This is a genomic window from Burkholderia sp. BCC0097 (assembly GCF_902832985.1).
In the GTDB taxonomy this organism is placed as follows: domain Bacteria; phylum Pseudomonadota; class Gammaproteobacteria; order Burkholderiales; family Burkholderiaceae; genus Burkholderia; species Burkholderia orbicola.
On sequence record NZ_CADFDM010000004.1, the window covers coordinates 14,265 to 40,481 of the forward strand.

The window sequence follows — 26,217 nt, forward strand, 5'->3', positions numbered from 1 at the left end:
AATGTCCGCAGCGCCAAAGTCCATTAAATCCGCCCCATCGTTCAATGTCGTGATGCTCGCGTGATGTATGGCTGGCGCAGATTCGAGCGCAGGCAAGAAGCGCGCCCCTTTATTCGCACCCCGAAAATTCATCGAAAAGGTAAAGCATTGCAATATAAAATCGTTATCCAGGTATGCCGCTTGCGGAGCACGATTTTATTTGGCAGGATTTTCATCGAGGCGCTCGTTTTTAAAACAACAAAGCAATCGACCGTTCAATTTACTGAAATGACGCACGGCGCTTGGGTAACGCCCGGCAAGGCAACTGACCAGAAAAACAGGTAACGAGGCGGCGAACGGGCGGCACTGTTCGCGATCATCGAATCAATCGCTTGCCCGGCAGCGTCGATGCGTCATTCGAACGACCCGGGCGAATCCGACACGGGGCGGCCATGGCGATACTCAAGAACGACGCTTCCGGAGACGCATGCCTGCTCCGCGCGTATCACGTGTTCGGCCGCGACGACGCGCGCTGCGACACGGTCATCCGGGACGGCTCGGTGTCCCGCGTCCATGCCCATATCCGCTGGGTCGGCGGGCTCTGGGAACTTCACGATCACAGCAGCAACGGCACGTCGGTATCGGGCGTATCGCTGCGCGACGGCGAGCATGCGGTGCTGCAGCAAGGCGACGTGATCCGCTTCGGCAGGGCCGGCACCGCGCCGTGGCGGGTCGAGTCGCTCGACGATCCGGCCGATACGCTGTGGCCGATCCGCGGCGCCGCCGCACCGATCGTGCTGGCGCCGTGCCAGATCCTGCCGGTGCCTGCCGCGCAGCCGGTCACGATCGTCCGTTCGCCGGCCGGCGAATGGCTGTGCGACGACACGTTGCCGCCGCGCGCGCTCCATGACGGCGACGAAGTGTCGACCGGCGACTTCGCGTGGCGCCTCGCCCTCGCGCGCCACGGCTCGACGGTGATGCTTGCCGCCCCCGCCGATCCGGCCGCGCCGGCGCCATTGCTCGAATTCCTCGTCAGCCGCAACGAGGAGCACGTGCGCATGCTGCTGCATGTCCGCGGCGGCGTGGTCGACCTCGGCGAGCGCGCCCATCACTACAGCCTCGTCACGCTCGCCCGCGCCCGCTCGGCCGACATGCAGGCCGGCTACGACGCCGCCACGCAAGGGTGGATCGAACTCGACCGGCTCGCGCGCATGCTCGGCATCGACGCGTCCCATGTCAACGTGCAGATTCATCGCGCGCGGAGCCAGTTCGCGGCGCTGCCGGGGCTCGGTGCGAGCCAGCTCGTCGAGCGCCGGCGCGGCAGCGTCCGTTTCGGCGATGTGCCGTTCCGGGTGATGCGCGGCGAGCATCTCGAATGCGAGTCGGTGCCGGCCGCCGGGCCGCGTATCGGCGTGCCGCTGGCGGTGCCGCGCCCGATCGCCCATTGCCCGTGAACGCGGGAGAACCGGCCGTGCTGCCGACCGTATCCCGCCCCGTCGCCCGGCCGGATGCACCTGAACCGACGAAGCACGCGGCGCCTTTTGCGACGCTCGCCGGCAAATGGCATTACCGGCTCGGCCCGCTGCTCGGCGAAGGCGGCAACGGCGTGGTGTTTCGGGCGACCTGCGACGAGACGGGGCACGCCGTCGCCATCAAGCTGATGCGCGACGATGCCGCGCTGACTGCACCGGAGCGGATGCACCGGCGTGCGCGCTTCCGGCGCGAGACGAGCCTCTGCGAGGCGCTGCGGCATCCGAACATCGTCGCGCTGCTGGACCGCGGCGAAGCGCCCGACGGGCGGCTGTTCGCCGTATTCGAACTGGTCGAGGGCCGGACGGTGCGCGACCGGCTCGCGGCGGACGGGCCGCTGTCGGCCATCGACACGGGGCGGCTCATGACGCAGGTGCTCGACGCGCTCGCGGCCGCCCATCGGCGCGGCATCGTGCATCGCGATCTGAAGCCGCAGAACATCGTGATCGCGATGGCCGACGACGGGCCGCACGCGAAGCTGCTCGATTTCGGCATCGGCGCGTTGCTGCCCGGTACCGAAGACATCGCGCGCCAGACCGCGACGCTCGCGACCGAGGTACTCGGTTCGCCGCCCTACTGCGCGCCGGAGCAACTGCGCAACGAGCCGCCGACGCCCGCCAGCGACCTGTATGCGTGGGGCCTGATCGTGCTCGAATGCCTGACGGGCGAGGTCGTCATGCAGGGCGCCAGCGTGGCCGAGATTCTCTATCAGCAGCTGAGCCCGGTGGATGTCGCGCTTCCGCCGTCGATCGCGGCGCTGCCGCTCGGCGCGGTGCTGCGGCACGCACTGAACAAGAATCCGCGGCAGCGTGCCGCGTCTGCCGACGCGCTCGCGGCGCAGTTTCGTGCGCTCAACTTCGCCGCGCTCGTCGGTCAGTTCGACGCCGGTCGCGCCGGCCGGCAAGCGCGTTCGCGCCCGCTTGCGCCGCGCGGCGAGACGCTCGCCGAAGTGGGCGAGTACCGGCAGATCACCACGCTGTGCTGCTGCGTGACGATCGCCGGAGAGGGCCGCCAACGCCATGCCGGCACCGAGCACGGCATGGCGCTCGACGGCTACGAGGAACAGTGGCTGACGAAGTGCGCCGATATCGCGGTCGGCTACGGCGCGCATGCGGGCGGACGGCTCGGCGACACGCTGCTGTTCCATTTCGGCCTGCAAGGCGACATCGACCGGCCCGCCCGCCGTGCGGTGCGGGCGGCGCTCGACATGGTGCGCGTCGCCGAGCGCGCGCGGCTGCCGGCACCGCCGGCCGCCGGCGGCCGTGCTGCGGCCGGCGCGGTAGAAGGCTGGCGGGTCGAAGTGGCCGCCGCGATTCACGTCGGGCAGGTGCTCGCGCATGCGTCGCACATGTCGGGCGTGTCGACGTCCGCCGCGGCGTCGCGGCTGCTGCGGCTGGCCGGCCCCGGACAGATTCTGATCAGTGACGATGCGCGGCTCGTGCTCGAACGGCATGCCGATTCGCGGCCGACCGCGTTGCGGCTCGCGCGGGCGGGCCTCGTGTCGCAGCCGGTTCATGAACTGCTCGGCGAGCGGCACGCCGATACGCCGTTCGATTCGCTCGATGCCGGCAGACGGACGCCCATGGTCGGCCGCGCGCGTGAGTTCGACGCACTGCTGCGCGCGTGGCAGGACACGCTCGGGCGGCATCGTCGCGCGCTGCGCGGCGAACCGGCGCCGCTCGGCGTGCCGCGGCTCGTCGTCGGCGATGCGGGCTTCGGCAAGTCGCGGCTCGTGCACGAGCTGTGCGAGGCCGTGCGGACCCGGGGTCACGCGTTCGCGCAGTGCGGCTGCCTGCCCGAACGCGAGAATCATGCGCTGTTTCCGGTCCTGCGATTCATCGCCGCGCACTGGCACGTCGACGCCGATCGCGCGCCCGGCGTGGCGCTCGCGGCGATCGACGCGATGATCGCGCCGCTCGATTGCGACCATGCGGCGGCGCGTGTCGCGCTCGCGACCTGGCTCGGGCTGCCCTGCGACGCGAACGGGCTCCTGTGGTCGAGCGCGCGCGAGCAGCACGCGCTGTTCGACGTCCTCGAGCAACTGCTCGTGTCGCTCGGCAACGGCGCGCCGGTGCTGCTCGTGATCGAGGACGTTCAGTGGCTCGATCGTTCGACCGAGGAGTTTCTCGCGTATCTGCGGCGCTCGCCGCGCGCGGCGGCACTGTGCATCGTGCTCACGTCGCGCCCCGACAAGCTCGCGCGCTGGCGCGGCGCGGCCGACCGCGTGGTGCTGCGCCGCCTGCCGCGCGACGACGCGCAACGCCTGATGTCGGCGCATCTCGGCCCGGGCGCGTTCGATCCGGCGTGGCTCGACCGGCTCGCCGATCGCACCGCGGGCATCCCGCTGTTCATCGAGGCCGTCGCGCGCGAACTGACGGTGAGCGGTGCGGACGGTCCGCTTGCCGGGCCCTCGGCAACGGACCCTTATCCGCTGCCGCTCAGTCTTGGCGGCATGCTCGGTCTGGCCTTCGACCGGATCGACGACGCACGCGACACCGCGCAGCTCGCCGCGACCATCGGGCTCGAAGTCGATGCGCAGCTGCTCGCCGATGCATCGCCGCATGATCGCGCCACGCTCGACGCCCATCTGCGGCTGCTGCTCGAAGAGCGGATCGTGTACGCGCAACATCGGCGCGATCGCGTGTTCTATGCGTTCCGCCATGCGCTGATTCGCGACGCCGCATACGAATCGATGCCGCCCGCAGTACGGCGCGGCAACCACGCGCGCGTCGGCCGTGCGCTGCTCGCGCGGGCCGATCGCGGCGCCGGTGCGCACGCGTTCGGCGTCGCCGGGCACTTCGCGCGCGCCGGCGCGTGCGCGGACGCGATCGCCCAAGGCATCGATGCGGCGCGGCGCGCGCTCGAACGTTCGCGATACGACGACGCGATCCGCTACGGGCAGGCCGTATTCGACTGGCTCGCGACCGCCGACCACGCGCAGCGCGAGCACGACAGTGCGCGCATTCGCGCCACGTTGACGCACGCGACGATGGCGCGATTCGGCTGGGCCGATCCGCAGGTACGCGAGCATGCGGAACGGTTGCTGCGGCAGACCCAGACGCTCGACGACCCGGAGCTCGAGATCAGCGCGTTGTGGACGCTGTCGACCTACTACCACGTCGCCGGCGACCGCTCGACCGTGCGCCGGATCGGCAAGCGGCTCGACACGCTCGCGACCGAGCGCGGCGAGGCGGGCGTGCAGGTCGCGGCGGACGCGATGCGCGGCATGAGCCTGTGGGTCGACGGCGACTATGCACGCGCCCGTGCCGCGTTCGACGCGGTGCTGGCCGGCTACGACGCGCGGCGTGACGCGGGCCACCGGCGCATCCTGGGGCTCGATACGCGCGCGTGGACGATGGCGTCGCTCGCCAGCGTGCGCTGGTGCATGGACGACGATCCGCAACCGTCGCTCGCGATGGCGCGCGAAGCCGTGTATTGCGCGACCTGCCTCGACCATCTGCCGACGCTTGGCGTCACGATGATGTACCTCGCGCGCACGCATCAGCTCGCGGGCGACCGCGACGCGGCACGAGCGGTGTCGGAGGCGATTCTCCGGCTGGCGGATGCGCACCGGCTGCGCGCGGTCGGGCACTACGCCGCGATCATTCATGCCTGGACGCAGCGCGATCGCGCGGGCGTCGTCGCGCATCTCGACGCACAGCGGCAGTCGGGCGGCCTGCTCGGACTCACCTACTACGCATCGCTGCTTGCCGAGCTGGATGCCGAACGCGGCGACTACGGCGCGGCGCTCGCGCAGGTCGGGCAGTGCCTCGCCTGGTGCGAATCGAGCGGCGAACGGTATTACGAAGCCCAGCTGTTGCTCAAGCAGGGCGAGTACTTACGCCGCGCCGATCCGCGTTGCGGCGGCGTGGCCGCGCTGGACGCATGCCGGCGCGCAGTCGAAATTGCAACGACGGCGGGCATGGGCCGGATCGCCAGGCTTGCCGAAGCGACGTTGCAGTCGTTGCCGTAAGCAGTTCAAACCGTCATTCAGGAGAGCATAAAGATGAGCAAGGATCTTCGATTACCGACGTACGAACAGTTTCTCGAATACCGCGCGACCGTCATCCGGGCAATCGCCCTCGCCTGGCATTCGCCGGCGTTTCTCGACAAGCTCGAAGCCGATCCGGTCCACGCATTGCGCGAGCAGTTCGACTATCACTTTCCGTTCAAGCTCGACCTGAAGGTGCAACTCAAATCGTCGGAGTGGACACCGACCGTCAACGGCGACTGGACGGCCGGCCAGAAAAACAGGCTCACGCTGTACCTGCCGCCCGCGCCGGCGGACGACGCGCAGTTCGCGCAGGCGCTGGCCGCGTACAACGCGGACCACGTCACCATCATGGAATGACTCCGGGGAAACCGACATGGCAAAGGACAACGCTAATCCGACGCTCGAATCGATGCTGGAGTTTCAGAAGGTCTATCTGCGCGCGATCGCGCTCTCGTGGCGCGACCCGGCGTTCAAGGCCGAACTGCTGGCCCGGCCGCTGGATACGCTCGCGAAATACTTCGGCTATCAGTGCCCATGGATCATCGATATCGACATCGAGAAGACGGGCGGCGATCATGGCTGGACGAGCGACGGGAAAGGCGGCGGGCGCTGGAACCTGCCGCGCAACGTGATGACGGTCGGCATACCGGAGCAGCCGACGCACCTGGACGAGGAGGCCGTGGCGCTCGCGGCCTACTGCGACGCGGGGCCGTGCTACCTGTTCACCTGCTGTTGAGCGGGCGCGGCCGACCCGCGCACCGTCGCGCGGCCCGGAGAGGTTGCACGGGCCGCGCGACGTTTGTCCGACCCGTCGCACGGAACCCGACGCATGCTCGATGATCTTTCGCGCGTATTGCGCTTCAAGCCGCACCTGCTCGTGCTCGATGCCGGGCCCGAGACGCTGTTCGTCGTCGACGAATTCAGGCGCGCGATGCTGTCCGGCGCGATCTTCGTGCGGATCGCCGCGTGCCTGCGGGCGCGCATGACGATTGCCGAGATCGTGACGTCGCTGGCCGGCACGTTCGGCGAATGGGACGTGCTCGCGCGGCTCGATCACTTGGTGCGGCGCGGCTACGTGCGCGCCGATCCGCCGCACGGCGACGATGCGGCGCGCGGCTTCTTCGAACGGGCCGGGCTCGACGGCGACGCCGCGTGCGCGGGCATGGCCCAACTGCGGGTCGCGGTGGAGAGGTTCGGTGCGGACGGTGCGGCGCTCCGGCGCGCACTCGACGCGGCCGGTATCGGCATCGCAAAGGAGGCCGAACTGACGGTCGCGATCGTCGATACGCACGACCGTGACGATCTCGCCGCGTGCGCCGCCCGCGTGGCGGCGCGCGGCGGTGCGCTGCTCGTCGTGGCGACCGGCGGCGTGCAGACGCTGATCGGGCCGTTGCTGGCTGGCGGCGGCGCGCTCGCCGAGGCGCCGTGCATCGAATGCGTGCGCTACTGGATGCGCGTCAACCGGCCGGTCGAGGCGTTGCTGGCGCGCCATCACGGCAGCGAAGCGACGCGTGTACCGGTGGCCGCCTCGCGTGCGGCCACCGCCGCCGCGGCTGCGCTCGTGGCCGCGACGGTCGAGCAGCTCGCGGTCAACCGCGCGGTCGCGGAACGTGCGCAAACGCACCTCATCGCGCATCGCCTCGACACGCTGGGCGTCGAACGGCACCGCGTGGTCAGGCGGCCGCAATGCCCGTGCTGCGGCAATCCCGCGTGGATGCGCGAGCAGGCGGCGCGTGCGCCGCGGCTCGCCGGGGATGCGCCGCTGGCGCGGGCAGACGGCGGCTACCGGAGCGCCGATCCGCAACAGGTGTTCGCGCGTCACGCGCATCTGATTTCGCCGGTCAGCGGCGCGATCGCGTATCTGCACCCGATGCCGAAGCGGCACGCGGGCCTGCGCAAGGTCTACGCGTCGGGCTTTCTCGTATGCCCGGCCGCCGTGCCGGACAGCAACCGGTTCGACCGGCTCTGCTCCGGCAAGGGCCGCACCGACGAGCAGGCCCGCACCAGCGCGCTGTGCGAGGCGCTCGAACGCTTCAGCAGCGTGTATCAGGGCGACGAGGCGACGGTGACCGGCAGCCTCGACAGCCTGCGCGCCGATCCGGCCTGCGACGCCGAACCAATCCATGTGAACGCGCTTCAGCAGTTCAGCGAACGGCAATTCGACGCGCGCGACGCGATCAACGCATTGACCCGCGATGTCCGCAAGCAGGTGCCTCCGCGCTTCACGTCGCGCGACGTGATCGACTGGACGCCTGCGTGGTCGCTCGTGAACGGCCGGCGCCGCCTCGTGCCGCTGAGCTACTGCTACGCGGAAACGCCCGACAGCGCGCAGGCCACGGCCGCCTGCGTGCACAACCCGAACGGCTGCGCGGCAGGCTCGAGCCTCGACGAGGCGATTCTGCAAGGCATGCTCGAGTTGATCGAGCGCGATGCGGTCGCGATCTGGTGGTACAACCGGATCGCGCGCCCCGGCATCGATCTCGCGGCTTTCGACGATCCGTATTTCGACGCGCTCGTGCACGAATACGCGACGCTCGGATGGCGCGTTTGGGCGCTCGACATCACGACCGATCTCGCGGTGCCGACCGTGGTCGCGCTCGCGGAGAATCCGCGGGACGGGCGTTTCTCGATTGGCTTCGGTTGTCATCCCGATGGCCGGATCGCGGTGCAGCGGGCGCTGACTGAAGTCAATCAGTTGCTCGATATCGCGGCGGATGCGCCGCATCCATGGGATCGCGACACGCTTTCGTCGACCGGATTTCTGTATCCGGCGGCAGGTATGCCGGCAACGACGCCTTCGACGTGGCAGTCGGCCGATGCCGCGTCGTTGCCGGCGGTGATCGCGGAGTGTGTTGGGCGCATCGCGGCAGCCGGCATGGACGTGCTCGTCGTCGACAAGACGCGGCCCGACATCGGCTTGTCCGTGGTGCAGGTGATCGCACCGGGGCTGTGCCATTTCTGGCCGCGTTTCGGCGCGCGGCGGCTGTATTCGGTGCCGGTGGCGCTGGGCTGGCGCGCGCAGCCGTGCGACGAAACGGCGTTGAATCCGGCGCTGCTGTTTCTGTGATCCGAGCGCGGAATCGTGTCGTCGGCGAACGGCGCCGGACGCCGTACCGCCGACAGCCCGCACCGGATCAGAACCGAGTACTGAACCCCACCCGCGCGATCGACTGCAACGCGCCGCTCGACGCGCCGTTCGCGTCCATCACGCCGTTGATCTGCGCGTTGCTGCCATGGCTCGCGCGTTGATGCACGCCCGCCACGTACACCATCGTGCGCTTCGACAGCCAGTACTGGATGGCGGCGAGCAACTGATGCGCGTGCGCGTTGTCGAGCGTATCGTTGCCCTTCATGTACGTGTAGCTCGCGCCGATCACCCATACCGGCGACGGCCGCCACGCGGCGCCGGCTTCCGCCGACCACGCGCCCGCGCCGTTGCGCGCATTGTGCACGGTCGTGACGAGCGCCTTGGCCGTGACCGTACCGACCGTGTAGTGCACGCCCGCGCCCCAGTTGCGTACGCTGGTGGGCGGCAGCCCGTCGGCCGCGCCGTATTTCTGGTTCGTATAGGCGGCGCCCGCGCCGAACGGGCCGTGGTCGTAGCTGGCGCCGACGCTGACCGTGTTGTTCGCGCCGACCGATCCCGCGACGTTGCCGAAGCCGTACAGCGCGCCGACGGTCAGGCCCGACAGCGACGGGCTCGTGTACTTGACCGAATTCGCGACGCGATTGCTGCCCGCGACGCGGTCCCAGTCGAACGCGCCGGTCGGGTTGTTCGGCAGCGCGAGTCGATCGAACGGCCCGTTGCGAAAGCCGTACAGGCCGACGAGATCCTGCGCGATCTCGTTGCCGCTTGCGGCCAGTGCGTCGACCATGAATTCGTACTGGTTGCCGAGCGTCAGCGTGCCGTACCGGTCGTTCTGCAACCCGACATAGGCGGTGCGCGCGAACAGCCCGCCGCCGATGATCGAGCCGTTGCCGAGCGAATACTGGTTGACGAGCCGGAAGATCGCAAGCGTGCCCGCGCCGAGATCCTCCTTGCCCTCGAAGCCGAGCAGGTTCGGAAAGAAGATGTTGTCGTCGAATTTAGCGGCGTCGTGGCCGCCTTGATTGCTGACGTAGCTGATGCCGGCATCCATCAGCCCGAACATCGTCACGCTGCTCTGCGCGAACGCCGCGGCCGGAAGCGCGCAGGCCGTGAGCGCCAGAAAGGTCTTTTTCGTCATCTCCAAAGTGCTCCTCACATGATCCGATCGAGCCGGATATTTTTAATGGGACTACTGATTGATATGAAGAAACATGAACCGGGCGAACCCGGTTCAGCGACGGTCAAAGGGAGCGTGGCGCGCAACGGGCATCGGCAGGTCGCGTCGCTCCGGTGACCGCCCGCGGCCCGCGCGCCGCGCGCTAGACCGTCGAATACCCGCCGTCCACCGGCACGACCGCGCCGGTGACGAACGACGCGCCGGGCGAGCACAGGAACAGGATCACTTCCGCGACTTCGTCGGCCGTGCCCCAGCGCCCGAGCGGCGTGCGCTCGAGAGTGCGGCGCGACGCCTGCATGTCGGCCATCAACCCGCTGCTGAGCGGCGTGTCGATCCAGCCGGGCGCGACCGCGTTCACGCGGATGCCGCGATCGGCCCACGCCTGCGCGAGCGAACGCGTGAGCTGCGCGATGCCGCCCTTGCTCGCGCTGTACGCGGGCCGGTCCTTGCTGCCGAAGTACGTGTACATCGACGCGATATTGACGATGCTGCCGCCGTTGGCCGCCAGCGCGGGCCGCGCGGCGTCGGATGCCCGCATCACCGACGTCAGGTTCACGCTCAGCACGTGCTCGAACTGGTCCATCCGGTATTCATCCGCGTGCCGGCTGATGCCCACGCCGTTGACGAGCACGCCGAGCCGCGGCAGCGCGGCGATCGTGCGCGTCAGTGCCGCGCCGTCGGCCACGTCGAGTTCCACGCATCGGACACCGGCATGCACGGGCGCATGCGGGCCGGTGGCGTCGAGCCCGAGCGCGACGACCGATGCGCCGGCCTGCGCGAACCGCAGCGCGGTGCGCGCGCCGATGCCCGATGTGCCGCCCGTCACCACGACGGACTGCCCGTCAAACGCCCATTGATGACTCATGCTCGATGCTCCCGGTGGTGGACGCGCGACGGGCCGGCCGTTGCGTGGGTGAAACGAGGATCTTGATCTGCGTGCGATCGGCGAGCAGCGCGTCGAAGCCGTCGGCGACGGCATCCTCGAGCGACACGGTGCGCGTGACGATCGACGTGAGGTCGAGCGTGCCCGACGCGACGATGCGCAGCAGGTCTTCGTATGCGTGCCGGTAGCCGACGCTCGTGGTGACGGTCAGCTCGTCGTTGACCGCGCGGAACGCGTCGAAACCCGCGTGCGGCATCAGGCCGACCATCACGACGCGGCCGCCCTTGCGCAGTGCGTGCATCGCCGATTCGAACGTGGCCTGCAACCCGGCCGCCTCGAAACTCGTATCGACGCCGAGCCCGCCCGTGGCCGCGCGAATCGCGTCCTGCAACGCGGCGGCATCGAGCCCGCGCGCATCGAATGCATGCGTCGCACCGAAGCGCGTGGCGGCCGCGAGCCGTTCGGGCGACACGTCGACAGCGACGATCGTGGTCGCGCCCTGCAGCTTCGCGAGCATGATCAGCAGCAGGCCGATCGGCCCGAGCCCGAACACCGCGCAGGTCTCGCCGAGCCGCAGTTCGCCGCGCCGCAGCGCGTGCAGCGCAACGGCGGCCGGCTCCATCAGCGCGGCCTGTTCGAGGCTCACGCCGTCGGGCAGCCGATGCAGCATGTAGGCCGGCACGACCGCGAAGTCGGCCATCCCGCCGTCGCCCATCAGCCCGGCGAAGCCCATCGATACGCACAGGTTGTACGACCCCGAACGGCAGTACGCGCACTGGCTGCAGCGATACTCGGGTTCGACCGCGACGCGGTCGCCCGCGCGCAGCGTCGTCACGCCTGCGCCGACTTCGACGACGGTGCCGCAGAACTCGTGGCCAAGCGTCAGCGGCGCGGTGCGGCGCGACAGCGGATGCGGCGCATCGACAGGAATCGCGTGCGGGCCGTCCGCGTATTCGTGCAGGTCGCTGCCGCAGATCCCGCAATAGGCGACCGCGATGCGCACGTCGCGGGGGCCGACGCGCGGCGTGTCGATTTCCACGAGACGGACGTCGCGCGGGCCATGCCATTGAAGTGCGCGCATGTCAGCGTCCTCCGAGATTGTGCGTATCGAGGCGGCCGGCCGCGGCGCCTGCGGGCGCGCGCTTGCGCAGCACGGCCGGCGCGGTTTCGACGAGACCGAACGACAGCACGCACGCGAGGAGCGCGCCGGTGGTCGAGGTCCACATCGCAAACTGCAGGCCGTACCTGTCCGCCGCGAAGCCGGCGACGGTCGGCGCGACGAAGCCGCCGATCAGCTCGCCGGCGCCCATGATCAGCCCGAGCGCGCTTGCGATCGCACGCGGCGGCACGGTTTCGGCCGGGATCGTCGCCATGAACAGCGTGAAGCAGCCGAGGCCCGTGTACGTGACGAACACGAGCGCGCCGAGCGCCCAGACCGAGCCGACGTGGATCAGCACGACCGGGCACATGGACGCGATCAGCGCGAACCCGATCATCGTCGGCTTGCGGCCGATCCGGTCGGAGATCGCCGGTACCGCGAAGCCCCAGAACACCCACGCGGCGCCGAGGCAGGTCATCACCACGCCCATGTCGGACGGCGCCAGGTGACGGCTTTCCACGAGGAACACCGGCGCGAACGAGATGATCACGACGAACCACGTGAGAAAGAAGCAGCTGATCAGCACGCAGAGCAGGATGTTGCGCTCCTTCAGCAATGCCCAGCGGCTGAGCTCGGCGCCGCTTGCGGCCGGTACCGCGGCGGTATCGGCCTGCACGTGGCGCACGCCGCCGGGCGGCGCTTCGCGCACCCAGCGCCAGATGCAGAACGCGATCAGGAAGCCCGGAATGCACGACACGTAGAACGCCTCGCGCCAGCCGTACGCGGTGGCGATGCCGATCACGACCGGCGGGCCGATCATCGCGCCGAGCAGGCCGGCGGCCGAGCCTTGCAGCAGGCCCATGTTCAGCCCGCGGCGGCTCGGCGTCGAACTCTCGACCATCAGCGATTGCGACAGCGGCAGCACGGGGCCTTCGGCGATGCCCATCAGCGCGCGAAACGCGAGCAGGCTCGCGAAGCCGCCGACGAGCCCCGACAGCGCCGAGCACACGGAAAAGCCGAGCACGGCCGCGACCAGCAGCGGCTTGCGGGTGCCGCGCGCGTCGGACCACGCGCCGGTCGCGGCGCCCGACAGCGCCCATGTGAGCGCGAGCGCGGACGACACCATGCCGAGCTGCGTGTTCGTCAGGTGCAGCTCGGCCGACATGAACGGAAACAGGAACGACAGCGCGAGGCGGTCGAAGAACACGAAGCCGAACGTCATGAACAGGATCAGCAGCAGCCTGTTCTCGTACGTCCAGGCGCGCCGGGAGGAGGAAGGGGACGTCATCGTGAGCCTCGCCGCGCGTCAGCGGAACAGCTTCTCGACCGCTTGCGCGCCGAGGCCGACCTTCTCGTAATGCGCCTTGCACATCGCGATGTACGAATGCACGTCGAAATAGCCGTCGGGATTGCCTGCGTCGTCGAGCCAGATCAGCGGGCCCTTGACGATGAAGAACGCGCGCATCGGCTCGGGGTGATCGAACGCGACGAGCGTGTGGCCCTCGCCCGGCGTCTCGTACACGAAATCGCCGCGCGTCGCGGTCCATTCGTGTTCGAGGTAACCCCATTTCCCCGACAGCGTGTACGCGAACACCTCGTGCGGGTGATAGTGCCGGTTCACGAGCCCGGCTTCCTTCGCCATCAGGATGTCGCACCATTTGTTCTGCGACGGCGAGATCCACAGCGGCCGCGACGAAACCGTTTCGGTGAACGGAACGTAATAGCGCTCGTCGTCGGTGGCCGCGTTCGGGATGTAGGCCTCGGGCAGCGCATCGGGCTTGAACGGATTGGCAATCGCCGGAATGTTTTGCCAGAATTCGGATACGGCTTTGTCGACCACGGGGTGTCTCCTTCATGGGTTGTCGTGGGCTCGACTTTAGCCAGCCGGCGCGCGCCGCTCTTGACTGGGCGGGACGCATTGCTTGACCGCGCCGGACATTGCATCGCACCGGAATCCAGACGAACCATCCCCCAATCCGTGCCGCTCCGCACGACAGGCGCCAGCAGGAGGCGACGTGACGAATTCGACCGTTTTTTCACGCACGCGAGGCTCGACGGCCGACGTGCCGGCGCGCGACCGGATGGCGTACTGGGATGCGTTCAACGCGGCGACGCTGGTCGGCCTGCGCTGCTCGTCGCTGTCGCCGGCGGGGCTGGAAGCCGAGAAGACCGATATCGCGCTGCCGGGCCTCGGCATCGCCGACATCAGCGGGCAGGATCACGTGATCGAGCGCAGCCCCGCGCTGGTGCGTCAGTTGCCGAAGGAGTCGCTGTTCGCGTGCCAGATCCTGAGCGGGCACGCGTATTTCATCCAGCACGACCGGTGCCTGCTCGCGGAGGCCGGCGATCTCGTCGTCTACGACACCCGCGTGCCGTATCTGTTCGGATTCCTGACGCCGATGCGGCAGTTGCTGATCGATATCCCGATCACGACGTTCGACGACCGCCTCGATGCGGAACTGGCCGCGCTGCCGCTGCGGATCGCGCCGAAGCCGGGCGCGGGCGCGATGCTCGGCGCAACATTGCGCGCGAGCGTCGAGCGGTTCATGAAGGCGCCGGTGGAGCGCGACGCCGCGCGGTTCGCCGAGCACACGCGCACGCTGATCGCGGAACTCATCGACGCGGAAGTGAACGGTGCGGGCGCCTCGCGCGCGTCGCTGTCGTACCTGCTGACCGCGAAGCAGTACATCGCGACGCATCTGGGCGAGCCGGAACTCGGGCCGCAGGCCGTCGCCGATGCGGTCGGGCTGTCGCTGCGGCATCTGGGCCGCCTCTTCGCGGCCGAAGGCGAGTCGATCACGCAGCACATCTGGTCGGAACGGCTGTCGCACGCGCATCGCGAGCTGACGGATGCGCGGCTGCGCAAGACGAGCATCGGCGAGATCGCGTTTCGCTGGGGGTTTTCGAGCCAGGCGCATTTCAGCCGCGCGATCCGCGAGCGCTACGGCGCGTCGCCGATGGCGCTGCGCGATGCGGCGCGCGAGGCCGCGGGCTGACGGCGGTTTGCGGATGGTTTGGCGGCGGCGCGTGCATCACGCGCCGTTTTCGTTTGCGGCGCGGCGAGGGTGTGGTCAGGTTCGGCACGAGGAAGCGCGGTCGAACCGCGCGGCCACCGGCTGCCCGCCATGGCTCCATCCACCTTGCGCGCATCGCAGGCCGGCCGTGGAACCGCGATGCTGTTCTCCCGGCCGGCGCTGCCAGCGCCACGGACTTCAGGGCGCGCTGGCTTCGTCGATCTGACGGACGTCGTCCTGATCGAGCGTGACGCGGATCGCTTCACCGAGCAGCGCGAGCTGCTCGAGCGACGTCGCGCTCGCGATCGGCGCGGTGATCGTCGGCCGCGCGATCTGCCAGGCGAGCGCGATCGCGGCCGGCTGCGTGCCGTGCTTCGCCGATACGGCGTCGAGCGCCGCGAGAATGCGCAGCCCGCGTTCGTTCAGATAGCCGGCGACGCGATCGCCGCGCACGCTCTTCTTCAGGTCGGCTTCACTGCGGTACTTGCCCGACAGGAACCCGCTCGCGAGCGCGTAGTAGTTGACGACGCCGAGCTTCAGGTCGCGCACGACCGGCTCGAGATCGCGTTCGTAGTCGGCGCGGTTGAGCAGGTTGTATTCGGGCTGGATGACCTGGTAGGCGGGCAGTGCGTCGCGCGCGCTGATGGCCGCGGCTTCGCGCAGCCGTGCGCCGCTGTAGTTCGACGCGCCGATGATGCGCACCTTGCCCGCATCGATCAGCGTTTGATACGCGCCGAGCGTTTCTTCGAGCGGTGCCGTGTCGGCGAGATCGCGGTGCGAGAAATACAGGTCGATGTAGTCGGTCTGCAGGCGGCGCAGCGAATCGTCGACGGCCTTCAGGATGTTGTCTTTCGACAGCCCTGCGCGCGTGCCGAGGAGCCCGACCTTGGTCGCGATCACGACCTGTTCGCGCTTGCCGGAGCGCTTCAGCCACTTGCCGATGATCGTTTCCGATTCGCCGCCGTGGTTGCCGGGAACCCAGGCCGAATAGACGTCGGCCGTGTCGATGAAGTTGATGCCGGTGTCGGCGAGCGCGTCGAGCAACGCGAACGATGCGTTTTCGTCGACGGTCCAGCCGAAGACGTTGCCGCCGAACGCGAGCGGCGAAACCTGGATGCTGGATGTACCGAGGGTGCGATGTGCCATGTTCTGCTCCGTAAGCTGCGGGTGACGGGAGGGGACTGCGGGACGTGAAGCCGGTCGCGTTGAGACGGCGAAGCGCGTCGCGAGGTTCCGCCGCCGGCGCGCCAACCGGCAGGTTTCGCGCGCGTGCGCCGGCATGCCGGACGCGGCGACATCATCACGGCGGCGACCTCCGTTCGAGCGCCGGCCCCGCCGCGCGCAAGGCACTGTATTTATTACCGATTTTCCGTGCCAGGTTAGGGAAATGACGCATGGCGTCAACGTTGTCGCGGCGCGTTGTCTACGATATCCTTTCATCCCAAAATTAAGGGAGGCAGCGGGCCGCTGCCACACGAACGAAAAATCATTCTGAGGCGGTCATGGCTGACCTGGCGGCATTCATTCGAACCCCGTTTTTCCAGCAAGACAAACGCCTGCTCGCGCTGTCTTTCCCCCACGACGACGCGCCGTCGGTGACCGACTCGTACGGGCGGCAACGTCCGGCGCGGCTGGTGGCCGAGCGTCTCGTCGCGCACGAAGGGCTCGGGCTCGATTTCACGTTCGAGGTGACGCTGTTGTCCGGCGAGGCGGGCGTCACGCTGGCCGACATGCTGGGCAAGCTGCTCGCGGTGTCGATGGTGCGCCCCGACGGCGGCCTGCGTTATTTCACCGGTTACTGCACCGAGTTTTCGCTGGTCCGCAACGACGATTCGATCGCGGAATATCGCGCGGTGCTGCGCCCGTGGAGTCACTTCCTGCGGACCCGCGTGAACAACCGCCTGTTCCTCGGCCAATCGCTGCAGCAGCAGATCGGCACGCTGCTTGCCGACTACCAGGGGCTCGCGCCGTCTTGGGAGTGGCGCGTGCGCGGCGACGATCCGGCGCGCACGATGAACGTCCAGGGCGGCGGGCTCGGCGAAAGCGACTGGAACTACATCGTTCGCCATCTGGAAGCCGTCGGGTTCCTGTACTGGTGGGAGCACGACGAGAAAGGCCTGAAGCTGATCGTCGGCGACGACAGCACGGTGCAGTGCCCGGCCGTCGACGGCCGCTCGCCGCAGATCCGCTTCCAGACGCACGACGGCCCGATGGCCGCCGACGCCATTTCGCAATGGTCCGCGGTACGGTCCCTATCGGCCGGCAGTTACAGCGCGACGGCGTTCGACTTCAAGGCGCCGCATGCGGCCCACGCGCAGATTCCGACGCTGCATCCGCCGGGTGTCGCGCCGCAGGTCGAGCATCACGAATACGTGGGGCACTACGGTTTCGCGAAGCAGACGCGCGCCGGCGACGCGCTCGCGCGTGTGCGGATGGAAGAGATCGAGGCGGCCGCGACGCGTTTCGACGCGGCCGGAAATCATCACGGCATCCTGCCCGGGCGCTGGTTCCAGCTGTCCGATCACTTCAGCGTGGCGTCGGGCAGCCCGCAGGATCACGAGTACCTGATTCTCGAAGCCCGTCACGAAGCGGCGAACAATTATCTGCAGGCCGACGGCAAGCCCGAGTATCGCAACCGTTTCGTCGCGGGCCATCGACGTACGCCGTGGCGCCCGGGGCGCGGGTTCAACAGCGAACCGGTGCGCGTGCTGGCGCCGCAAACCGCGACCGTCGCCGGCGCGAAGGGAGCCGGCAGCGTCGACGTCGACGAGTACGGGCGCGTCTGCATCGTCTATCACTGGGATCGTGCAGCGCAGATCAGCGCGCGGATTCGCGTGGCCGCCGGCTGGGCGGGCGGCGAGAAGGGCATGATCGCGCATCCGCGCGTGGGCAGCGAGGTGCTCGTGATGTGCCTCGACGGCAATCCCGACCGGCCCGTCGTGTCGGGCACCACGTACAACGCGGAACGGATGCCGCCATGGGCGCTGCCCGACCAGCACGTGCTGACCGGCCTGCGCAGTCGCGAGCTGTCGGGCGACAGCGGCAATGCGGCGGGCGGACGCTCGAACCACGTGCTGCTCGACGATACGCCGCAGCAGCTCCAGCTGAAGCTGCGCAGCGATACCGACGCGAGCGAACTGACGCTCGGGCACAACGTCCGCATCGACGCGACCCAGGGGCGCACCGATCAGCGCGCCCGCGGCTTCGAATTGCGGACCGACGCGCATGGCGCGGTACGGGCGGCCAAGGGCCTGCTCGTGACCAGCGAGGCGCGCTACGACGCGCGTGCCCATGCGACCGACATCGGCGAGACCGTCGCGCGCCTCGACAAGGCGCACGACCTGCACGAATCGTTGTCGGGGTCCGCGCACGACGTGAAGGCGCAGGAGTCCGGCGATCAGGATGCCGTCCATCAGGCGCTCAGGACGCAGAACGACGGCCTGAGGGGTAGCGGCGGCAATCCGCAGCAGGGCGAGTTTCCGGAGTTCGCGCAGCCGTTCCTCGCGCTCGCCAGCCCGGCGGGGATTCTGGCGACGACGACGGGGTCGACCCATGTCGCGAGCGACCAGCACGTCGCGTTGACGAGCGGCGCCCACACGAGCATCGGCGCGGGCAAGAGCATGCTGGTCAGCGCGCAGGAGGCGGTGCGCGTCGCCGCGTTCGAGAAAGGCATCCGACTCGTGGCCGCCGCGGCCGACATCGACATCCAGGCGCTCAAGGACAGCGTCAACGTGCTCGCCAAGCTGGACGTGAAGGTCGATGCGAACCGCATCACCATCACCGCGAAGGAAGAAGTCCTGATCAACGGCGGGACCAGCTATACGCGCTGGAACGGCAGCGGCATCGTGCACGGGACCAAGGGCGAATTCACCGCGCATGCGGCGTCGCATACGTTCATCGGGCCGGACAGCCTGCCGGTGCCCGCGCGCGTGTTCCCCGGCACGGCGTGCGCGCCGTGCATGGTCAACGCGGCATCGATGGCGTCGCCGTTCGCGGCCAAGGCGTGAGGCAGGGCCGCGCATGACGAATGACCTGATCGCCGCGCAGGCGGCCGACGCGCTGCAGGCGGCGCTGTCGTCGCAGGACGGGCTGCGCGCTTACGTCCTGATCGACGGCGCATTGCTCGATACGTTGCCGGACGATGACAAGGCGTCGTGGCCCGCGTTCGTCGCGGCCTCGCTGCTCGACGACGACACCGACGACGACGCGAGAGTCGTCGGGCCGCTGCTGTTCGAATGGCAGCCCGCCGCCGACGGTGCCGAGGCCGCGGACGCGCTCGAGCCGCGCAGCATTCCGTGGCCGGCGGCGAGCGTGCTCGTGTCGCCGCTGTCGCTCGAGCGACTGGCCGCGCATCTGGCGCCGATGGTCGATGTCCAGCTCGAGCAGATGGAGAGCGTGATGCTGATGCGCTTCTTCGATCCGCGCGTGCTGCCGTTCTGGCTCGACATGCTGCCCGCCGCCCATCGCGCTTATCTGGCGCAGGGCGTGCGGCACTGGATTCACCGCGATACCGCGCTGCAGCTCCAGACGGCGGACATCGCCGCGCCCGCCACCGTCAGGCAGGCCGCCGAGTTTCCGCTGCAGTTGACCCAGGCGCAGGAAGACGATCTGCTCGCCGCCTGCTATCCGTACACGATGCTCGAGCGGCTGCGTGTCGAAAAGCCCGCGCTGCTGGCGTCATTGCCGGCCGCGCAGCATTACGGCTTCGTGCGCGATCAACTGGCACGCTGCCAGGCGCACGGCGCCGAAAGTGCGGCGTCGCTGCTGATCTATTGCGAACTGGCGTTGCGCTACGGCGCGCGCTTCGACGAGCATCCGGCGATGGCCGCCGTGTTCGACGCGGTGGCGCAGGGCGAGGCGTTTCCGGACGCGCTGGCGCGGGTGCCGGCGGAGGACTGGCGGCGGATGCAGGAAGCGGCCGGGTGATGGCGCGTGTGCAACGCGACTCGAATGAAATCGACTGGAAGAGAAGGAAGTTCAATATGAACCGCTGCTGGATCACTTTGCTGTCCGTGATGGTGTTTTCCACGGCTGCGTGCAGCAAGAGCGTGAACGATGCCGAAAAGGATAGCTTGGCGCCCGGCGAAGTGAACAAATGGAACGACTCGAACTACGACATCATCACGGCCGGGTCCTTCAACTATACGGATTACGACATCTACGGCGTCTATCTGCTGCCGCCCGAGAAGAACAGCCTCGACGATGCGGCGAGCGCCGACGGCGCGCATGCCACGCCGCGGAGCGCGAAATACTGGTCCGGCGGCGGCGGCTCGCGCCCGAGTCTCGCATGGGATTTCCGCTGGAAGACCCCGAAGACGTTCAAGGTGTGGTGGGAGCGCGTGGTCGACAAACGCGCGATGGAAGCGTCGTCCGCGAACTACGACCCGTACACCCACCGGGAAACCCAGCCGGGGATGGCGTGGTGCGAAGGCGAGATCACGGTCACGCGCCCGCCCGTCAAGGACAAGAGCGGCGGTATCGTGCTGCACTTCTTCCCCGATGGCCGCGTGGAAGGCGACATGGATTTCGGCGCCGACGGCCCGGACCCGAAGGTGGCCCTGTCGAAGCGCGACGCGCAGCGCAAGCTTACCGACCGCGCGTGCCTGAAGGAAATTCCCAATCCGTTCTATGGGCGCAAGAAGCCGGCCCAGTGGAATTGACGCTGGACGCGTGACCGGAACAGGAGCGTAACCGCCATGAGCAATCCCCCCCTCATTCGACGCATCACCGATATCACGCCGGTCGAGGACTCGATCCGCAACGGGCATCGCGAGGCGCTCGATCCGCTGCGGGTCGAGCAATGCAAGGAGTGTCCGAAGCCCGTGTGGTTCACGGCCTTCTTCGACGGCACGGGCAACAACTACGGCGAGGACGGCAACGGTTCGACGGACGTCGCGAAGACCAAGTACAGCAACATCGCCAAGCTCGCGATGTTTGCCCATGTCCCGTTCAACAAGGCCAATCCGCGCACGATGGGCCGGTACGTCGAGGGCGTCGGCACACCGTGCAGCAAGGTCGGCGATTCGGGCAAGGGTATCGACGGTGCGCTCGGCATGGCGGCCGCGAGCAAGGGCGAGGCGCGCATCCGCTGGATGCTCCGCGAGCTCGAAAAACACGTGGCGAACCACATGCCGGCCGTGAGCCAGATCAACGTGGCCGCGTTCGGCTTCTCGCGCGGCGCCACGGAGGCGCGGGCGTTCGTCCGCATGCTGACCGAGCAGCTGGCCGAGAACATCGGCGGCCGGCTCTGGTGGAACAAGAAGAACATGAAGGGGATGCGTCCCGAAGTGGTCGTCTACTTCATGGGCATCCTCGATACGGTGGCGTCGACAGGCTTCGGCGGCAGCCGCCTGGAGAAGGCGGCGCCCTACATCGTCGGCGCGATCCTCGGGCCGGTCTATGGCGGCATGCTCCACAGCATCGACAAGGGCGGCCATGCGGAATGGGCGAACGACATCCGCATTCCGGACTACGTGCGGGAATGCGTTCACTATGTCGCGTCGCATGAGGTCCGGGAGAAATTCCCCGGCGACTCGGTGCGCGAGGATCAGAAGCTTCCATCGAACTGCCGCGAGGTGTATTACCCCGGCATGCACTCGGACGTGGGCGGCGGCTACGAGCGCAACTATCAGGAAGGGCGCACCAACGAGCTGGCCAACGTCGCGTTGAACAATCTCTATATCGACGCGTGGAAGGCCGGCGTGCCGTTTCGCGAGCCGAAGGAGATCATGGAATCGGCCGGCGGGCTGTTCGCGATTTCCCCCGAGCTGGAGACGGCCTGGAACGTGTACATGGGGCAGGGCAACGAGCGGCGCGCGGGCGTGGCGTCGAACAGCGGCCGGCTCGAGTCGCAGATCATCTGGCACATGAACCGCTACTACCAGTGGCGCGCCAGCCGCAGCCGGCGCCTGCACGATGGCCGGCTGAAGCCGCCGGGCGGCGTGAATTCCTACATGGCGATTACCGACCGCGAATGGAACGAGGATGCGGATCTCATCCGTCGCGCCAACGGGGGCGTCCTGACGCGCACCATCTCGGAGCAGTACAAGGCGATCGACGCGGCCACGCGAGTCACCGGCAACTGGCTGGGGGGTATCGATCCGGCGGCGCGCGCGACGTTCGACCGGTTCTTCGATCACTACGTGCACGACTCGATCGCGGGCTTCAAGAAGCAGATGGAAGACGGTCACGTCGGATTCGCCGAATCGAGCCGCTGGTCGGTCAACCGCCAGTACTTCATGGGCAAGCGCGGCAAGAAGTTCCTGTACTGGCGCTACGAGGGCGACAAGGCCGAGCAGGCCGCCACGCAACTCGCCAAGGTCGATCCGGCCAGGCAGCAGGACCCGACGGCAGCCAACGAACCGCAGCTGGCCAGCAACCAGCCCGCGGCGATCGGCGGCGCGCTGCCCGACGCGACCTCGACGGCCTGACGCCGAACGCGATACCGGTCGCGACCGCGGCCGGCTGCCCGACGTCGCGGCAGACAGGATCTGCCGCGACACACCCCTCCCTACCGCAACTGCACGGCCGCGAGAAACAGCACCATGCTGCCGATCGCGCCGTCCAGCACGCGCCACGCGACCGCCTTGCGGAACCACGGCGCCAGCAATCGCGCGCCATAGCCGAGCCCGAGGAACCACACGACGCTGACCGTCATCGCGCCGATCGCGAACGCGAGCCGCGCGCCTTCCGGCTCGCGCGCGCCGGCCGTGCCGATCAGCAGGAACGTGTCGAGGTAGACGTGCGGGTTGAGCCACGTGAATGCGAGCGTCATCAGCACGATCGCGAGCGCGCCTTGCGGCGGCGGGGCGACCGCGTCGCCGCGCACGTCGAGCGTGTCGTGGCCCGGCTTGAACGCACGGCGCAGCGCGTTGATGCCGAACCACGCGAGATACGCGAGGCCGACGTACAGCACCGCATGGACGAAGGTCGGATAGCGCTCGACCAGCACCGATGCGCCGCCGACGCCCGCGCCGATCAGGATCATGTCGGATACCGCGCACAGCAGCACGATCTTGCCGACGTGCGAGCGCATGATGCCCTGGCGCAGCACGAATGCGTTCTGTGCGCCGATGGTGACGATGAGCGACGCGCACAGTGCGGCGCCGTGGGAAAAAGCGAGCCAGTTCATGATGGGGACAGCCGTGGAAGCAGTAGACGGATGAATCGGGTAGCGCTAGTCTGCGATCGGGGCGGGAATAAGAGAAGCTAAATCACCTAATGCGGATTAAGGAAATCTAATGCTCGACTACGCGTTGCTCGATGCCCTCGCGGCCGTGATCCGGCACGGCTCGTTCGAGCGGGCGGCCAAGGAGCTGAACGTCACGCCGTCGGCGGTGTCGCAGCGCGTGAAGCTGCTGGAGGAGCGGGTCGGCAGCGTGCTCGTCAAGCGCGGGCAGCCGTGCGTCGCGACCACGTCGGGCGCGCTGCTGTGCCGGCATACCGAACGCGTGCAGCTGCTGGAGGCCGAACTGGGCGGCCGGATGCCCGCGTTGCCCGGCCAGATCGCGAGCGCGTGGCCGACGCTGCGCGTGGCCGTCAACGACGACAGCGTCGCGACGTGGTTCATCGACGCGGTCGGGCCGTTCTGCACCGAGCGCGAGACGCTGCTCGACCTCGTGATCGACGATCAGGATTACACGGCCTCGCGCATTCGCGACGGCAGCGTGCAGGGCGCGGTCACCGCGCAGGCCGAGCCGATCCAGGGATGCCGGTCGGAGCGGCTCGGGCGAATCCGCTATCGCGCGGTGTGCTCGCCGGCGTTTTACGCGCGTTATTTCGACGCGGGAATCACGCGCGATGCGCTGCGCCGCGCGCCGTGCGTGATGTTCAATCCGAAGGACGGGTTGCAGGCGCGTTTCATCCGACGCGTGACGCGCGCGGATCTCGATCCGCCGCAGCACTGGATACCGCACGTCGCGGGCTACCTGCGCGCGTGCGAAACGGGATTGGGATGGGGGATGTGCCCTGACCGGATGGTCGACCGCCAACTGGCGGCGGGTGAGCTGATCGACATGTCGCGCGGCCGAACCATCGACATCGATCTGTACTGGCAGAGCTGGCGTCTGTCGATCGGCTGGCTCGACGATTTCAGCGCGGCGCTGAAGGCGCGTGCCGCGCTGTTTCTCGATTGACCGGCGACGTCATGCGGGCGGCGCGCACGCGGTGCGCGCCGTGCGATGTCAGAGGTGTTGCAGGCCGTCGAAGTCGACGATCTGCACGTGGCGACCCTGCATTTCGATCAGGCCGCGCTTCTGGAATTTCGACAGCGTGCGGCTGACCGTTTCGAGCGTCATGCCGAGATAGCTGCCGATGTCCTCGCGCGTCATCCGCAGGTTGAATTCGGACGGCGAGTAGCCGCGTTTCAGGTAGCGCGACGAGACGTCCAGCAGGAAAGCGGCGACGCGCTCCTCCGCATTCAGCGAACCGAGCAACATCGTTTGCGACGTTTCACGCACGATCTGCTCGCTCATCAGCTTGTGCATGCGCAACTGCATCGAGCCGGCTTCCGAGCACAGCGCCTTGAGCGCGCTGTACGGGATCACGCAGACGGAGCTGTCTTCCAGCGCGACCGCGGTGCGCGGGTGCGTATCGTCGCAGATGCCGTCGAGGCCGAGCGCTTCGCCCGCGAGGTGCAGGCCCGTGACCTGTTCGCGGCCGTCGTGGCGCGTCGCGACGGTCTTCAGCGAACCCGAGCGCACCGCGTACAGGTTGTCGAATGCGTCGCCTTCGCGGAACAGCGCTTCGCCGCGCTTGACCGGGCGTGCCGCGCAGATGACCGACTCGAGGCGACTGAGCGCTTCGGGCGCCAGGCCCTGCGGCATGCACAGGTGCCGCATCGCGCACGACGAGCAGTGCGGGGCCTGACGGGGAGCCCAGCTACCGGCATGGGGCGTGGCGGCGGGGCGGGTGGCGACGGGCGTCAGCATGATCGTTTACTCCGGCGTTGAATCGACGAAATCATTGTCCCACCGCAAGTTGCCGCTGTCGGGTGACAAAACGTCGCGACCGGGCGCACGTGCCGAGCGCCGCTCAGGCAGCCGGTTCGTCCGCGTTGGCGGCGGCCGGAATCAGCAGCACGGGCAGCGTCGCGTGGCGCACGCATTGTTCGGCGATGCTGCCCAGCACGAGGCGGCGGAAGCCGCGGCGGCCGTGCGTGCCGAGCACGAGCAGATCGGCGCCGAACGCTTTCGCGCCGTCGAGGATCAGCGACGACACGTCGTTGAGCGACGTCGCTTCGTTCAGCTGCGTTTCGCCCTTCACGCCGGCGGCCTGCATCAGCTTCGCGAAATCCTGCGCGAGCGCGTTGCCCTGCGCGAAGAGCTGATCGCGCAGCACGGACGGATCGTAGCCGGGCACGTTGTAGTAGATCGCGGCGTTCTCGACGACGTAGAACGGCTGCAGCTCCGCGCCGTGCGCTTTCGCGAGCGCCAGCGCGGCATCGAATGCATGGCGGGACGTGTCGCTGCCGTCGACGGCAACCAGAATACGCTTGTACATAGTGTCTCCGAGTGGCGGGTTGAAACGAAGTCGGCCGGATGGCCGAGCGGGCCGGGCAGTGCTGCGAGGCAGAGTAAACCAACGGGCGCGATCGTGCAGCGAGGTGCCCGCCGTGCCGCGCGGCCGCGTGGTTCCTGTCGCTGTCGCGCATGGCCATGCGCGCGACGCATGCTGCGCCGCGCGACGCGTGTCGCGTGAGGCGGCAAGCGTCGAGCCGCATTGCTGACGTAAACGTATGCGCACGCATCCACCCGGCCCGGCTGCAACCATGCCGATGCGCCGCACGCACCGTCATTCAATCGCAATCGCGCCGTGGCGCCATGACTTCGGTCAATGCCGGTGCGTCGACGCGATGCGCTGCATGCATGACTGCGAAGCCGATGCCAGTGCGCGGAATCGTTCGTTGCGACAACGTGCGAGCGGGTATCGGCGTGCAGTTCGATCGCACGCGCCGGTTCATCGCCATCGATCATCGTGATCGACCGATAGCGCCTCTCAAACGAACGACCGATTCAAACGCGGCGCCAGCTATCTCGGCACGACCGTCAACTCGATGACGCGCTCCGGCCGGCGGCCGTGGCCGGGCCAGTACGCGCTGCCGTACATCCGGTGAACGGGGCCGAACGGCGCGTCGCCCGCGGGCGGCGTGTCGAAGCCTTTCTCGATCACCATATAGCCGGCGCGCAACGCGAACGCGGGATGGTTGCCGTCGGGGCGGCTGTCGAACCCGGCGAAGCCGTCGCCGGCTTCCGGCATCGCATTGACGAGCGACGCATTGCTGCGCGTGATCTCGTCGGGCGAGATCGGCCCGACGCCGGCGAGCCGCGACGCTTCGCGGTGCTTGCCGTCGGTATCGACCGTGCTGTCGTGCGTGTCGTCGTTGTCGAGTTCGATGCTGCGCGGGCGCGCACGACCTGTTTGAGCGGAGGATTCCATCGCGGCTCTCCTGGCGG

The 26,217-nt window shown here is 68.5% G+C and carries 22 protein-coding genes; 12 read left to right on the forward strand and 10 right to left on the reverse strand.

All coding sequences use genetic code 11. From position 1 onward, the window contains the following. The first annotated feature begins 60 nt into the window (after positions 1 to 60). From HWX07_RS13875 to HWX07_RS13900, 6 genes are all read left to right on the forward strand, one after another. Positions 61 to 324, forward strand: coding sequence for a hypothetical protein (locus tag HWX07_RS13875; protein ID WP_175876584.1), 264 nt, complete (start codon positions 61 to 63; stop codon positions 322 to 324). A 107-nt stretch (positions 325 to 431) separates the two neighbouring features. Further along, positions 432 to 1,433 (forward strand): FHA domain-containing protein, encoded by a 1,002-nt coding sequence (locus HWX07_RS13880; RefSeq protein ID WP_175767121.1) that lies wholly within the window; start codon positions 432 to 434, stop codon positions 1,431 to 1,433. Beyond that, positions 1,430 to 5,482, forward strand: a complete 4,053-nt coding sequence (locus HWX07_RS13885) for a TOMM system kinase/cyclase fusion protein (RefSeq protein ID WP_175876585.1) — start codon at positions 1,430 to 1,432, stop codon at positions 5,480 to 5,482. The genes HWX07_RS13880 and HWX07_RS13885 overlap by 4 nt, the downstream gene beginning before the upstream one ends. A 33-nt stretch (positions 5,483 to 5,515) precedes the next feature. After that, positions 5,516 to 5,860, forward strand: a complete 345-nt coding sequence (locus HWX07_RS13890; protein ID WP_175876586.1) for a BMA_0021/BMA_0022 family TOMM bacteriocin — start codon at positions 5,516 to 5,518, stop codon at positions 5,858 to 5,860. A 16-nt stretch (positions 5,861 to 5,876) separates the two neighbouring features. Beyond that, complete coding sequence (locus HWX07_RS13895; protein ID WP_175876587.1) at positions 5,877 to 6,239, forward strand: BMA_0021/BMA_0022 family TOMM bacteriocin; 363 nt, start codon at positions 5,877 to 5,879, stop codon at positions 6,237 to 6,239. A gap of 93 nt (positions 6,240 to 6,332) precedes the next feature. After that, complete coding sequence (locus HWX07_RS13900) at positions 6,333 to 8,570, forward strand: TOMM precursor leader peptide-binding protein (protein ID WP_175876588.1); 2,238 nt, start codon at positions 6,333 to 6,335, stop codon at positions 8,568 to 8,570. A gap of 67 nt (positions 8,571 to 8,637) precedes the next feature. Here HWX07_RS13900 and HWX07_RS13905 read toward each other — a convergent pair whose 3' ends face one another. The 5 genes from HWX07_RS13905 to HWX07_RS13925 form a co-directional block, all read right to left on the reverse strand. Continuing rightward, complete coding sequence (locus HWX07_RS13905) at positions 8,638 to 9,729, reverse strand: porin (protein WP_175876589.1); 1,092 nt, start codon at positions 9,727 to 9,729, stop codon at positions 8,638 to 8,640. A 181-nt stretch (positions 9,730 to 9,910) separates the two neighbouring features. Next, the gene (locus HWX07_RS13910; protein WP_175876590.1) at positions 9,911 to 10,633 is read right to left on the reverse strand and encodes an SDR family oxidoreductase; all 723 of its coding nucleotides are present in this window, start codon (positions 10,631 to 10,633) and stop codon (positions 9,911 to 9,913) included. Next, positions 10,611 to 11,732, reverse strand: coding sequence for a 2,3-butanediol dehydrogenase (locus HWX07_RS13915; RefSeq protein WP_175876591.1), 1,122 nt, complete (start codon positions 11,730 to 11,732; stop codon positions 10,611 to 10,613). Before HWX07_RS13915 ends, HWX07_RS13910 begins: the two co-directional genes overlap by 23 nt. 1 nt (position 11,733) lies before the next feature. After that, the gene (locus tag HWX07_RS13920; RefSeq protein ID WP_175876592.1) at positions 11,734 to 13,038 is read right to left on the reverse strand and encodes an MFS transporter; all 1,305 of its coding nucleotides are present in this window, start codon (positions 13,036 to 13,038) and stop codon (positions 11,734 to 11,736) included. 18 nt (positions 13,039 to 13,056) lie between these two features. Further along, the gene (locus HWX07_RS13925; protein WP_006480150.1) at positions 13,057 to 13,590 is read right to left on the reverse strand and encodes a 2,4'-dihydroxyacetophenone dioxygenase family protein; all 534 of its coding nucleotides are present in this window, start codon (positions 13,588 to 13,590) and stop codon (positions 13,057 to 13,059) included. Between the two features lie 175 nt (positions 13,591 to 13,765). Between HWX07_RS13925 and HWX07_RS13930 the strand changes: the two genes are divergently transcribed. After that, entirely contained in the window at positions 13,766 to 14,746 is a 981-nt protein-coding gene (locus HWX07_RS13930; RefSeq protein ID WP_175876593.1) for a helix-turn-helix domain-containing protein, read from the forward strand. A 216-nt stretch (positions 14,747 to 14,962) separates the two neighbouring features. Here HWX07_RS13930 and HWX07_RS13935 read toward each other — a convergent pair whose 3' ends face one another. Then, on the reverse strand, positions 14,963 to 15,910 hold the full coding sequence (locus tag HWX07_RS13935; RefSeq protein WP_175876594.1) for an aldo/keto reductase: 948 nt from the start codon (positions 15,908 to 15,910) through the stop codon (positions 14,963 to 14,965). Between the two features lie 356 nt (positions 15,911 to 16,266). Here HWX07_RS13935 and HWX07_RS13940 point away from each other — a divergent pair, with 356 nt between their 5' ends. Genes HWX07_RS13940 through HWX07_RS13955 form a run of 4 tightly spaced genes read left to right on the forward strand, consistent with a single transcriptional unit; the run spans position 16,267 to position 22,194 of the window. Further along, positions 16,267 to 18,771 (forward strand): type VI secretion system Vgr family protein, encoded by a 2,505-nt coding sequence (locus HWX07_RS13940; RefSeq protein WP_175876595.1) that lies wholly within the window; start codon positions 16,267 to 16,269, stop codon positions 18,769 to 18,771. A 13-nt stretch (positions 18,772 to 18,784) separates the two neighbouring features. Next, positions 18,785 to 19,690: a DUF4123 domain-containing protein gene (locus HWX07_RS13945; protein ID WP_175767107.1), complete on the forward strand. Its 906-nt coding sequence runs from the start codon at positions 18,785 to 18,787 to the stop codon at positions 19,688 to 19,690. Positions 19,691 to 19,746: 56 nt separating this feature from the next. After that, positions 19,747 to 20,424, forward strand: a complete 678-nt coding sequence (locus tag HWX07_RS13950) for a DUF3304 domain-containing protein (RefSeq protein ID WP_175876596.1) — start codon at positions 19,747 to 19,749, stop codon at positions 20,422 to 20,424. 36 nt (positions 20,425 to 20,460) lie between these two features. Then, entirely contained in the window at positions 20,461 to 22,194 is a 1,734-nt protein-coding gene (locus HWX07_RS13955; RefSeq protein ID WP_175876597.1) for a DUF2235 domain-containing protein, read from the forward strand. A gap of 80 nt (positions 22,195 to 22,274) precedes the next feature. On the opposite strand, the gene HWX07_RS13960 is transcribed toward HWX07_RS13955, so the two are convergent. Beyond that, entirely contained in the window at positions 22,275 to 22,895 is a 621-nt protein-coding gene (locus HWX07_RS13960) for a LysE/ArgO family amino acid transporter (protein ID WP_011548718.1), read from the reverse strand. Positions 22,896 to 23,004: 109 nt separating this feature from the next. On the opposite strand from HWX07_RS13960, the gene HWX07_RS13965 reads away from it, so the two are divergent. Continuing rightward, a complete protein-coding gene (locus HWX07_RS13965; protein WP_006480142.1) occupies positions 23,005 to 23,898 on the forward strand; it encodes a LysR family transcriptional regulator ArgP in 894 nt (297 codons plus the stop codon). Positions 23,899 to 23,946: 48 nt separating this feature from the next. Here HWX07_RS13965 and fnr read toward each other — a convergent pair whose 3' ends face one another. The 3 genes from fnr to HWX07_RS13980 form a co-directional block, all read right to left on the reverse strand. Then, positions 23,947 to 24,693: a fumarate/nitrate reduction transcriptional regulator Fnr gene (gene fnr / locus HWX07_RS13970; RefSeq protein ID WP_027809557.1), complete on the reverse strand. Its 747-nt coding sequence runs from the start codon at positions 24,691 to 24,693 to the stop codon at positions 23,947 to 23,949. Positions 24,694 to 24,796: 103 nt separating this feature from the next. Then, positions 24,797 to 25,264 (reverse strand): universal stress protein, encoded by a 468-nt coding sequence (locus tag HWX07_RS13975; RefSeq protein WP_175767105.1) that lies wholly within the window; start codon positions 25,262 to 25,264, stop codon positions 24,797 to 24,799. Between the two features lie 528 nt (positions 25,265 to 25,792). Next, positions 25,793 to 26,200, reverse strand: a complete 408-nt coding sequence (locus HWX07_RS13980; RefSeq protein WP_175876598.1) for a DUF3005 domain-containing protein — start codon at positions 26,198 to 26,200, stop codon at positions 25,793 to 25,795. Positions 26,201 to 26,217 lie beyond the last annotated feature (17 nt).